Source organism: Domibacillus enclensis (assembly GCF_900156125.1).
GTDB lineage: Bacteria > Bacillota > Bacilli > Bacillales > Domibacillaceae > Domibacillus > Domibacillus enclensis.
Window position 1 is genome coordinate 550,193 of record NZ_FTLX01000002.1, and the last position, 11,474, is coordinate 561,666.

General features: G+C 45.4%; 13 protein-coding genes and 1 other RNA gene. 8 read left to right on the plus strand and 6 right to left on the minus strand.

Going from position 1 to position 11,474, the window contains the following annotated elements; translation table 11 throughout:
* The first annotated feature begins 10 nt into the window (after positions 1 to 10).
* The 7 genes from rnr to BW952_RS06510 all read left to right on the plus strand — a co-directional run bounded on the left by rnr (position 11) and on the right by BW952_RS06510 (position 4,751).
* Positions 11 to 2,374, plus strand: coding sequence for a ribonuclease R (rnr, locus tag BW952_RS06485; RefSeq protein ID WP_045850421.1), 2,364 nt, complete (start codon positions 11 to 13; stop codon positions 2,372 to 2,374).
* A gap of 18 nt (positions 2,375 to 2,392) precedes the next feature.
* On the plus strand, positions 2,393 to 2,860 hold the full coding sequence (gene smpB / locus BW952_RS06490; protein WP_045850422.1) for an SsrA-binding protein SmpB: 468 nt from the start codon (positions 2,393 to 2,395) through the stop codon (positions 2,858 to 2,860).
* Positions 2,861 to 2,938: 78 nt separating this feature from the next.
* Positions 2,939 to 3,305: a transfer-messenger RNA gene (gene ssrA / locus BW952_RS06495) on the plus strand.
* Positions 3,306 to 3,570: 265 nt separating this feature from the next.
* On the plus strand, positions 3,571 to 3,744 hold the full coding sequence (locus tag BW952_RS19350) for a hypothetical protein (protein WP_156149410.1): 174 nt from the start codon (positions 3,571 to 3,573) through the stop codon (positions 3,742 to 3,744).
* The gene (locus BW952_RS06500; RefSeq protein ID WP_052698402.1) at positions 3,731 to 4,024 is read left to right on the plus strand and encodes a hypothetical protein; all 294 of its coding nucleotides are present in this window, start codon (positions 3,731 to 3,733) and stop codon (positions 4,022 to 4,024) included. The genes BW952_RS19350 and BW952_RS06500 overlap by 14 nt, the downstream gene beginning before the upstream one ends.
* A 93-nt stretch (positions 4,025 to 4,117) precedes the next feature.
* On the plus strand, positions 4,118 to 4,309 hold the full coding sequence (locus tag BW952_RS19865) for a hypothetical protein (RefSeq protein ID WP_414735793.1): 192 nt from the start codon (positions 4,118 to 4,120) through the stop codon (positions 4,307 to 4,309).
* Between the two features lie 52 nt (positions 4,310 to 4,361).
* Complete coding sequence (locus BW952_RS06510; protein WP_045850423.1) at positions 4,362 to 4,751, plus strand: hypothetical protein; 390 nt, start codon at positions 4,362 to 4,364, stop codon at positions 4,749 to 4,751.
* A 39-nt stretch (positions 4,752 to 4,790) separates the two neighbouring features.
* Here BW952_RS06510 and BW952_RS06515 read toward each other — a convergent pair whose 3' ends face one another.
* Positions 4,791 to 5,837: an Rpn family recombination-promoting nuclease/putative transposase gene (locus BW952_RS06515; RefSeq protein ID WP_094031948.1), complete on the minus strand. Its 1,047-nt coding sequence runs from the start codon at positions 5,835 to 5,837 to the stop codon at positions 4,791 to 4,793.
* A gap of 284 nt (positions 5,838 to 6,121) precedes the next feature.
* Here BW952_RS06515 and BW952_RS06520 point away from each other — a divergent pair, with 284 nt between their 5' ends.
* The gene (locus BW952_RS06520; protein ID WP_052698403.1) at positions 6,122 to 8,341 is read left to right on the plus strand and encodes a Piwi domain-containing protein; all 2,220 of its coding nucleotides are present in this window, start codon (positions 6,122 to 6,124) and stop codon (positions 8,339 to 8,341) included.
* A 240-nt stretch (positions 8,342 to 8,581) separates the two neighbouring features.
* On the opposite strand, the gene mnhG is transcribed toward BW952_RS06520, so the two are convergent.
* Genes mnhG through BW952_RS06545 form a run of 5 tightly spaced genes read right to left on the minus strand, consistent with a single transcriptional unit; the run spans position 8,582 to position 11,474 of the window.
* Positions 8,582 to 8,860: a monovalent cation/H(+) antiporter subunit G gene (mnhG, locus tag BW952_RS06525; protein ID WP_414735794.1), complete on the minus strand. Its 279-nt coding sequence runs from the start codon at positions 8,858 to 8,860 to the stop codon at positions 8,582 to 8,584.
* 16 nt (positions 8,861 to 8,876) lie between these two features.
* Positions 8,877 to 9,161 (minus strand): Na(+)/H(+) antiporter subunit F1, encoded by a 285-nt coding sequence (locus tag BW952_RS06530; RefSeq protein WP_045850425.1) that lies wholly within the window; start codon positions 9,159 to 9,161, stop codon positions 8,877 to 8,879.
* Positions 9,158 to 9,643 (minus strand): Na+/H+ antiporter subunit E, encoded by a 486-nt coding sequence (locus BW952_RS06535; protein WP_045850426.1) that lies wholly within the window; start codon positions 9,641 to 9,643, stop codon positions 9,158 to 9,160. The genes BW952_RS06530 and BW952_RS06535 overlap by 4 nt, the downstream gene beginning before the upstream one ends.
* A gap of 15 nt (positions 9,644 to 9,658) precedes the next feature.
* The gene (locus tag BW952_RS06540) at positions 9,659 to 11,143 is read right to left on the minus strand and encodes a Na+/H+ antiporter subunit D (protein WP_045850427.1); all 1,485 of its coding nucleotides are present in this window, start codon (positions 11,141 to 11,143) and stop codon (positions 9,659 to 9,661) included.
* The gene (locus BW952_RS06545) at positions 11,136 to 11,474 is read right to left on the minus strand and encodes a Na(+)/H(+) antiporter subunit C (protein ID WP_045850428.1); all 339 of its coding nucleotides are present in this window, start codon (positions 11,472 to 11,474) and stop codon (positions 11,136 to 11,138) included. The genes BW952_RS06540 and BW952_RS06545 overlap by 8 nt, the downstream gene beginning before the upstream one ends.

The window sequence follows — 11,474 nt, forward strand, 5'->3', positions numbered from 1 at the left end:
GCGGATTCGCATGGATCAGCACATAGAAAAAATTGTTGACCGGTTATTGACATACATGAAGGAAGAATCATACAAGCCGATGACCGTTCAGGAGCTCGAAGAAGTTTTAGGCATTGAAGGATCGGAAGGGTTTCGAGACTTTGTAAAATCGCTCGTTTATATGGAGGAGCGGGGTCTCGTGGTCCGCACCCGTGCGAATCGCTACGGACTGCCGGAAAAAATGAATCTCGTGCGCGGGAAAATTTCCGGACACGCAAAAGGATTTGCGTTTCTGCTTCCGGAAGAAAAGGGAATGGATGATGTTTTTATTCCGCCGCATGAAACAAACGGGGCGCTTAATGGCGATACGGCTCTTGCTCGGGTAACAAAAGAAGATCCGAGCGGGACACGGCGTGAAGGAACGGTCGTCCGCATTTTAGAGCGTGGCCAGACGGATATTGTCGGCACGTTCGTTGACAAAAAAAGCTTCGGATTTGTGGAAACAGATGATAAAAAGTTCACCGCCGACATCTTTATTCCGCAAGAAAAAACGGCTGGTGCGATTGATGGGCACAAGGTCGTTGTTCACATCACCCGCTGGCCGGAAGGAAGACAGGCGGCAGAAGGCGAAGTAAAAGAGATTATCGGCCATAAAAATGATCCCGGCGTGGACATTATGTCGATTATTTACAAGCACGGGCTGCCGCAGGAATTTCCCGATGCTGTATTGGAGCAGGCAAATGCCGTCCCTGATGAAATTGATCCGAAAGACATTCAGAACCGCCGCGATCTCCGTGATGAAGTGATTGTCACAATAGACGGCGCTGATGCTAAGGACCTTGATGACGCTGTAACCGTCACAAAGCTCGATAACGGCAACTACAAGCTCGGTGTTCATATTGCCGACGTCAGCCACTATGTGACGGAAAATTCACCGATTGATCAGGAAGCATATGAGCGGGGCACAAGTGTGTATCTTGTTGACCGGGTAATTCCGATGATCCCTCACCGACTCTCAAACGGCATCTGTTCATTAAATCCGAAAGTAGACCGCTTGACGATGTCGTGTGAAATGGAAATCAGCCCGAACGGTGAAATAGTCAGCCACGAAATTTTTGACAGTGTCATCCGTACAACGGAACGAATGACGTATTCAGATGTCAACCGCATACTGGCGGAACAGGATGAGGAATTGCGCACGAAATACGAGCCGCTCGTTCCCTTATTTGAACGAATGGAAGAGCTGGCAGCCATCCTGCGCCAAAAAAGGACGGAGCGCGGTGCTGTGGACTTTGACTTCAAAGAAGCGAAGGTACTTGTCGATGAAGACGGACACCCGACAGACGTCGTGATTCGGGAACGCTCGGTCGGGGAAAAGCTGATCGAGGAATTTATGCTGGCAGCCAATGAAACGGTGGCGGAGCATTTTCACTGGATGGATGTCCCGTTCATTTACCGGATTCACGAAGACCCGAAGGAAGACAAGCTCCAGCGTTTTTTTGAATTTCTGACCAACTTTGGCTTGAACGTGAAAGGCACAGCCAACTCTGTTCATCCACGGGCGCTTCAGGAAATCATTGAACGCGTAAAAGGGACACCGGAGGAGGGTGTTATTTCAACAGTTATGCTCCGGTCGATGCAGCAGGCGAAATACAACGCTGACAACCTTGGTCACTTTGGTCTTGCGGCTGAGTTCTACACACACTTTACGTCGCCGATCCGCCGCTACCCGGATTTAATTGTGCACCGCCTCATCCGCACGTATTTAATTAACGGTGATCTGTCACAGCCGACACAGGCTAAGTGGGATGCCCGCCTTCCGGAAATTGCCGATCATACGTCGAGCATGGAACGACGCGCCGTTGATGCTGAACGGGATACAGATGAACTGAAAAAAGCCGAGTATATGCTTGACAAAATCGGTGAAGAGTACGATGGAGTCATCAGTTCGGTCACGAATTTCGGTATGTTTGTGGCGCTTGAAAATACGATCGAAGGCCTTGTGCACGTTTCGTATTTAACCGATGATTATTACCGGTACGATGAGCGGCATTTTGCGATGATCGGTGAGCGGACGGGAAGTGTTTACCGCATTGGCGATGAAATTACCGTTCGTGTCCGCGACGTCAACAAAGAAGAGCAGTCCGTTGACTTTGAAATTGTCGGCATGAAAAAGCAGCGCACACGAGCAAATCGCAATGACGTGAAGGCAGACAAAAAACCGCGCAGCCGAGGCAAAAAAGCGCAAATCATGAAAAAAGAAGAAAAACCCGTCAAAAAGCCTGCCCGTCCGGATTTAAAGGAGACAGGCGGCGAATGGTCCAACCAGCCGCCGAAGAAAAAGAAAAAGCGGAAGTTTTACGAAGGCATTCCAAAGAAAAAGAAACGCAAGTAAGAAAGTGAGGAGCCGCCCATGCCAAAAGGAGAAGGAAAAGTGCTTGCGCAAAATAAAAAAGCGCGCCACGACTACTTTATCGAAGAAACGTATGAAGCGGGCCTTGTGCTGCTAGGCACGGAAATTAAAGCAATCCGTGCGGGACGAGTGAATTTAAAAGATTCATTCGCCCGCATCCGGAATGGTGAATTATTCGTCCATAACATGCACATCAGCCCGTATGAGCAAGGAAACATTCACAACCACGAGCCGCTGCGGACAAGAAAATTGCTGCTGCACCGGAAGCAAATTAATTCACTGATCGGCGACACAAAAGAAACAGGCTATTCGATCGTGCCGCTGAAGCTCTATTTAAAGGATGGCTACGCCAAGCTGTTAATCGGTCTCGCTCGTGGGAAAAAGAAATATGACAAGCGTGAAGACTTGAAGCAGAAGGAAGCAAAGCGGGACATTGAACGCGCATTCCGCGACAGGCAAAAGGGTTGAGTCTTTCTGCAAATTGCGTTATAATAAATCTTGTCTAAAAACTGAGCACCACGCTCCGGACGGACACCCTTTTAACAAGGGGACGTTACGGATTCGACAGGGGTAGTTCGAGCTTAGGCTGCGGGCCAGAGGGTCGGCTCTGTCAAAACGCACTTGCCTATAATAACTGGCAAACAACAACCACAACTACAAGCTGCCTAATTAAATTTAGGTTAGCCTGTGCTCCCTCCGCTGTTGTCCGTGCAGTCGGGTACGGGGCTCACTCTTAACGGACTACGCTTGATTCCTCCGCCTGGGGATGAGAGAAGAGACCAATCAGGCTGGCCGGTTGAAACGCCTGCTGTACGGCAGTTCATCCGGCGAGACTTAAGTAGTGCAGCTACGCCCGTAGACGCTTAAGTGCCGTTGCCTTTGGACGCGGGTTCGACTCCCGCCGTCTCCATATTTTAACGAAAAGCCCTGCCTGTATAGGTGGGGCTTTTTTTGTGGTGTCAGTCCCCCGCTCCGCTAAAGTGTCGCACGGTGAAGGGATAAAGTATGGTAAAACAGCGCTTCTACATGACGAAGTGCTGTTTTTCTTTAATGCTTTAGTATGGGCTGGGGATGGACACCGTTTCTCACTTTGGAGAAAGAAGGATAAAGTGACTCATGCATGATATAATATAAGGAAGAGAAAATTGAATTCGATCATTAATATGGGAGGGTTCTACTTGGATAAGATCAGCCTTAATTCTGATATGTATAAGCGTGTTGAAAAAAATTTAAAATTAGAAAACTTCACCATAAATGAAAAGGTGGAATTACGTGCTATTGACGCGGTAAATAGCGGAAAAAACATAACACCAGCTATGATTAAAGAAGTGATCAAGCTTGGGCAAAAATAATGTTGGTGAAAATGAAGAGTATTTATTACAGCAGAATAAGTTAGGAATTAAAAATGCTGATGAACTTGAAATAGCTGAGCAATATGCATTTACTGTTAGAAGTTTGCAGTTTGAGAAAGGTGAGTTTAGATTACTAAACTTTGATTTGCCATCCTTGCTTTCTTTACATGGTCATTTATTTCAAGATATATACACATTCGCAGGGAAGATCCGAGATGTGCAACTGATGAAAGGGAGTACAAGGTTTTGTCAGGCTCAATATATCACAAGCGAATATTAGCGCTTACTTAGGGATTTGATGATCGAACAGCATTGGTAAAGCATTGAAGAGGCTGCCGACCGATTAGCTTATTTTAAAAGTGAATTAAATATTATTCACCCTTTTAGAGAAGGAAATGGGCGTACGATTCGTTTATTTACCCACGCATTTGCTTCTGTTAGAGGATTTTCGTGGAAGTGCAATGAAATGAAAAAAGAACAGTATATGAATGCCATGATTCAATCGGTTTATAACCAAAGAATGCTAGAAAAGCTTTTCAAAGAGACTCTTGTAAAAATGAATTGATGTAGCATTCACCTCTTAAAGTGATCGTTTTCTAAAAAGAGAGGAGAAAGAAATGAACAATTTGATCCCATTTAACGACCTTCATCAATACTTGTCTTCCTTCGATATCACGTACACGATGGCTGCCAAAAGCCTGATCTTAAGCTATCAGCCGCGCTCCTTTGCTTACGGTATTCAGCCGAGGTTTGCAGCCTTGCACGGAGCAAAAAGCTATCAGTGTCTTATTCTGTACGTGGCGCCCAAAGACAATACCAGCACACTTGGTATCGAGATGCAAAGGAAAGTCGAGGAACTGCTTTTCTTCAATTTAAAGGAAATGCGGCGCTTTAAAGTGAAAAACAATGAAGTCGTGATCCCGCTGGAAGTGATAGATACAAAAGAAAAACTGAATAGTGTAAAAGAGGTTATTGCTCAAGTTTATCGAATACGAACAAAAAAATGAAGAAAAAAGCCTGCATATCACAAGCAGGCTTTGTTTCCTTCATTTTTCATCTCTTTGAATCCGCAGCACGTCTTCTTCTTTCAGTCGTGAAAGCCTGGCAGCCGTTGACACATCAAACCCCTCTGCGAGAAGAAGGCGTGCCGTAGCTTCTTTTTCTTGTTGACGCCCTTGTTCAAGCCCTTGTTCAAGCCCTTGTTCAAGTCCTTGTTTGAGTCCTCGTTCACGTCCCAGTTCAAGGCCTTTTTTTCGTCCTTCTTCCATACCTTCCTGAAGGGCCCGTTCTCTTGCTTCCTGTTCACGAAGCTCTGCTTCTCGCACAGCGGCTTCTTCGTCTAGGACCCGTTTTAAGCGGGCTTCATACGCAAGCATTTCTTCCTGTGTCAGACTAAGGCGCTCCCAGTTTTCGAATGCATTGTGCAATGTATCGTCCTTCATCGCAATTGCCTCCAGTTCATTGAAGATATCATTATAGATGTGGTCATTCCGGTGATCCACCATACCCAGCAGCAGAAGCCAGCGTGCCATTACATCGTCACGTGGATTCAGTCGACTTTCTTTCCAATCTCGCATCAGTTTTTCCATTTCAATGAAGTGAAGTTCTAGTGTGTCTGTCAGTTTAAATAATTCTTCGTCCTCATGTAAATGGAATGTTGTGTGGAACCGCTTTGTGTGCTCAAGCATGTCAAAGTTTAAAATATTTATCGCAATGACGGGTCGCAGCTCTCTGTAGCCCATCCGTTTTTTTAGCTGCGAGCGGTAGACGCCAGACCAGTAGTAGAGGGATCTTTTAACCATATCGTACTTGTTTGTAAACTGAATTTCAATGTTAACCCACTCATTCGCATTTGTGACTGCTAGTAAATCAAGACGTGACTGCTTGTCTTCTTCATACTCACCGCCTGCTTCTGTGTTTTGCAATGACAGATCACGAATTCGTGCTGATCCTGTTCGCTTTAAAATGGCATTTAAAAAAACAATCGTAATATCCTTGTTTTTCTCTTGGCCGAACAGCTGTTTAAAAGCATAGTCAATTTTCAAATCCATCAGACGGTTTAGCGGGATTCGTTTCAGCACGTTCGTTTTCATTAATATTCACCCTCTACTTGATTTTTGAATGGCAGTTTTATCAGACGAAAAATACTATTGAATAAAGATCGCATGTTCGCATTTATTGTATCACACTCTTGGAATGTATGTTCTAATTTTTTTTTTGAATAATGAAAGTTTACATGAGGTTAAAAATGAAGTCGTAATCCCCTATTTATATCCCAAATCCATACAAAAATTTAGATAAAATTAACAATTATTATATTGCTTGATTGTATAATGTTGGTAAAGGACATTTACATGTTCCGGAGGAGTGATTAAATTTGGAACCATATATAACCGAAGCAACGGCGATTGGGCTAGCCAGCGACATCCATCTGCACGTGTACGAATTTCCAGTAGACAATCCTTTGAAAAAGTATGAAGGGGTTTCTGATATTTGCCGGGAATGGAAACGAGCCAATGGCTATATGGCGGTTGCCTACAATCAAAGCACAATTGCGACTCTTGAGCCGGTAGTGAATTATGCCGGATTTGAGCCGTTATCGTATCAGGAAAAACCGATTGATCCCGATAATCCGTTTGAGCGATCACTGCTTGAGCGTTTGTTGAAGGAAGGGCTGCTGACAGCGGGACAGCAAAAGCTGAAGTTAAAAAGAGTCGGAGCCGATTTGCAGGAATGGGAGCCGAAAAGAGTGGGAAGAATTTTAATTTATCCTGCACTTTCATTTCATGTGAATGTCTTGAACAACCGTGTTCATATTGGCTTTGCGATGACGCATAAATTTGAATATGAAGTGACCCTTCAGCAAATGCTGGAGCAGGGCGAAGTGGTTGAAGAGGGGTTGAAGGTCGTGCACAGCGATGTGTGGAACAATTATACGTATGAAGTGGAGCAGATCGCACCGTATTCGGTTATGGATATGTGTCCGAAGCTGAAAAAGCCCATTCATCAGTATTATGTGGATAAAGGCAATCAGAAAATGGCCGATACGCTGCACGAGAATGTAAAGGTGATTTACGCAAAGCCTTTGCATGGTGACAGCCTTAGCTATGCGGCAAGTGTGTTAAAACCCCTCTGCTCATTTGAAACGATGAAGCCGTTTGAAGCGAAAAAGATTATGGATGTGTTAAAGCTCAAGCCGGATGAGCGCATGCGAAAGCAGCTGGAGCAGGCGAAAAAGTTGCTGAGTGTATTTTCTTATTTACAGTTTGAGAAGCGTCCCTTTCTTCTTCAAGCAAATCAATATGAACTAATGACCTTGTCCGAGCCGGCTGTATTCACGAACAAACGATTCAACAAGCCGATTTATGGATTGAAAAACGGACCTTTGTTCAAGGGCGGTACGGTCACGCTGTCCATTTTTTTCGATGAAGCAATAGAGTCGTCTCTTGGCTTGTCGAAAAAGCTGGTCTTTCAATTTGTGAAGGTACTTCAGAAAATAGCGGAACAAAACGGTGTAATAATGAAGATCAGCCACGAAACAAAGCACATTAAAGGAAAGCTGAATGAATCCTTTTTCCAGCACTTTTCGTGGGAGATACGCGAGTTAGAAAACGTGTTTACGGACACAACGGTTCTGGCGCTGATGACAGAAGAACATTTAACGAAGCTTCCAAACAAGCTGTACAACGAATTTAAGCGTCAGTTTGGCGGGAAATGGGACATCTCATCGCAGATCATCACTGAAAAAGTTCTCAAAACGTTTCAATATGCATTAACAAGACACCAATTAACGGATTTTAATGTGAATGATGAAAAAGAGTGTGAGAGAGTAGCTGACATCGTGAAAAACGACAGCTTGTCTTATCCGGTATTTAATATTTTGTTAGGGATTTATGTGAAAAGTGGCATGCAGCCGTGGGTGCTGGCAGAGCGGGCGCATTCAGATTGCTTTATCGGCCTTGATGTCAGCCATGAGGACGGAAAAAGCGCCGCCGGCATTATGAATGTCATTGGCAGCAATGGGCATTTGATCAAGCAATCAGCGCTCAACGGGGTGCTGGCGGGAGAGAAAATAGATGAGCCGACGTTAAACGAAATCATAACAGAAGTGCTTTATTCGTATCAAAAGCAATTCGGTCATTTTCCGAAGCATGTGACGATCCACCGCGACGGCAAGTGGCGCGAAAGCAGCGAACTTGTCGGGCGTTTGTTCAAAGATCGGAATGTAGCGTATGATATCGTGGAAGTCATAAAAAAGCCAAATCGGCGCATGGCTTTTTACAATAATGAAACGGGGAAATTTGAAACGAAGCAAGGGGTCTGCTATGTCCGGAATCAGGAAGCCTTTTTATGTTCCACGAACCCGCGCGAAACGATTGGCATGGCCCAGCCGGTGAAAATCGTACAGCTGACAAATACGCTGCCATTTAAGCAGATCATTCAGGACTGCTACGACCTGTCCTTCATGCACATTCACGCTGTAAACAAAATGCGTCTTCCGGCGACTATTCATTATGCGGATTTAAGTTCGACCGCTTATCAGCGCGGCCAGGTAGCGCCGAGGACAACGAATGGGACACACTTGCCGTTTGTTTGAAATCAATGGTCCATTTCCATTCGGAATTCGAGTGGAAGTGGGCTGTTTATTTTTATTATTATGTACAACCGGTTTCGTGTTAAACATACTCATATTATTGCGAAATGAGTATGTTTAGCTTATGATCAGTATGTATTTTACTCCATAAACATACTCATTATTAAGAAAATGAGCATGTTAAGGTGGAAAAAAAGATAAAAAAGCGATTCGTCAGCTAGCTGATGAATCGCTTTTTTTAGTTTATTGCTCAGGGTCCTTCGTTTCTTCCGAATGATAGGCAGCCCGGCAAATAAGATGCCCAGCGACCGGAGCGGTTAAATAAAGAAACACAATGCCGAGGACGAGGCGGATGCTAATATAGTTCTCGGCAGACCAAAAGTAAATAAAGACGCCGGTCAGCGCCAGTAAAACGGCGAGGGTGGAGCTTTTTGTTCCGGCATGGGAACGTGTATAAACATCAGGCAGCGTGATAATGCCATAAGCGCTTATGATGGCAACGATTCCGCCTAAGAGGACCATGAACGCAGCCAGCAGCTCAACGATTTCGTTTTCGGTCAATGATAACGCCCCTTTCAATGTACTTCGAGAATGCCACGGTGCTAATAAAGGCCAAAATGGCAATGATTAAAATGACCTCCAGAAAGGCTTTTGTGCGAAGAATGACACTGAGCACGGCAGCGATCGAGATCAGGTTGACGCCAATCACATCAAACGCTACGACGCGGTCCGGCAATGTCGGTCCTTTGAAAACACGAACAAGTGACAGGGCAATGGCGGTGCCGAATAAAACGATTCCCGCATTGAAAAAAAGCTGAGTCAAGGTCTTGTCACCTCCAGAATGATGCTTTCATATACTTGAATGGATTTAAGAACGAGCGGCTTTGTTTCTTTGACGTCCATCGCATGAATGAGAAATTCGTTGCCGCTGGGCGAAATGCGGAGCACAACAGAGCCCGGCGTCAGCATAAGCAGCAGGGCAAGCGCGGTAATCTCCCAGTCGGTTTTCAGCTTTGTTTCGTACGTGAAGACACCTGGTTCAAAAGAGGTATTCGGCAAAAGAATTTGCTTCATGATCAGCAGACTCGATGTCCAGAGCTCGTAATTGAAAATCCAGAGAAGCCTGACCATCGCAAAAGCTCGGATGAGGTAAAAGGGAGTGCCGAAAAAGCGGTGCATAAAGAAAATAATGACGATTCCAATTAAAAAGCCAGTCACGAAATCAGGAAATTCAAATGTATCCGCATCTTTTAAAAACACCCATAACACAGCAATTAACAAGTTTAAGAGAAATTGAACAGGCAATGGCGTCCCTCCTTTTTAAAATGGCTTATTCAATGCTTTATTAATGTACAGCTCAGGATTCATGAGCACGTTCGCCGCTTCAGATACGTAGGGAGAAAGCAGATTCATTCCAAGTCCGAGCCCGGCGGTCAGCAGTGTCAAAATGAGAATTGGAGCCAGTCGGCCTTTTGTCAGCGGCACCTGGTCCTTGCGTCGGATGGACATCTCTCCCCAGAACATCGATAAAAAGATGCGGATTAAGGAGTAAAGCACTGCCAGGCTTGAGGCGAAGGCGACGGCGGCGAGCACATATTCTCCGGCGGCAATCGAGCCCTGGCCAATCAGAATTTTACCCGGGAAGCCGCTGAATGGGGGAATGCCGCCCAATGATAAAATGGTGACAAAGAACATCCAGCCGAACAGCGGGTAATTGACAATCAAGCCGCTTACTTCATCAAACCTCGTTTTGCCAGTCGCATAAATAATAGAGCCAATAGAAAGAAAGAGCAGCCCCTTCACGAGAATATCATGCAGTAAATAGTAAATCGCACCTTCAATGGCTTCCAGATTAAAAGCAGCAAGGCCAGCGAGCATAAAACCGACCGCAATCACTACATTATAGGAAGCGATTTTGCGAATATCTTTATAGGCAATGGCACCGATGCTTCCGCCAATCATTGTGGCGACCGCCATCCAGCCGATGATCGTGTGGGTAATGTTCGGCTCATGGTAAAACAGCAGCGTAAATGTCCGGAATAGCGCATAAACACCTACCTTGGTGAGCAGTGCTGCAAACAAAGCGGACACAGCAGTGGGCAAGGCTCCATACGATCCGGGTAGCCAAAAATAAAGAACAAGACCTGCTTTTAATGAAAAAACGACTAGAAACAAAATGCTGATTGTAGTCAAAAGCGGCGGCTGGCCGGCTTCCGCAATTCGAAGGGACAAATGAGCCATATTCAGCGTTCCAAGCGTCCCGTATATATAGGCGATGCCGAGCAGGAAAAGCCAGGAGGATAAAATATTGATTAAAATGTATTTCACCCCTTCAACGAGCTGCCGCCGTTCTCCGCCGAGCGTCATAAGGACGTAAGAGGCAAGAAGCATAACTTCAAAGCATACAAATAAGTTAAACAGGTCCCCGGTCAAAAACGAACCGTTAACACCGGCAGTCAGCAGCAGGAGAAAGGGATATAAAAAGAAATGCTCCCGCTGTTCGTCTCTGGCAAAAGCCGCATACAGCAAGCACAAAATCGATACGAGTGAAGCTGCAGAAACGAGCAGCATCGCAAACGCATCCGCGACAAAGGTAATGCCAAATGGAGGCAGCCATTCGCCGAAGTCCAGGCGCATAATGCCGTCCGATAAAACGGTGGTCAAAATAAAGAGACTGATCGAAAAAACAGCTGTCATGGCGGCGATGCTTCCCCAGCGCTGAATGCTTCGGCTTGTCCGGAAAAACAAGAGGCCAACACCTGCAACAATAGGCAGAATCATTGGGAAAACGAGAATGTTATTCATTATCTGCCCCCTTTAATTCATGCAGGTTGTCCGTGTTCGTCTGCTGATACGTCCTGAAAACAAGCACCAGAAAAAAAGCAGTCACTGCAAAGCTGATGACAATGGCTGTTAAAATAAGCGCCTGCGGAAGAGCATCGGTGTACGTTTCCGGCTGATCACCCAAAATCGGTACACTGCCCCTTTTCAGTCCGCCCATTGTCAGGAGCAGCAAATGAACAGCGTGGGACAGGAGCGCGGTTCCAAGCACAACGCGTATTACATTTTTTGAAAGCAATAAGTAAGTGGCGACAGAGACGAGAACGCCTACTAATAAAATAATGATCGTTTCCAT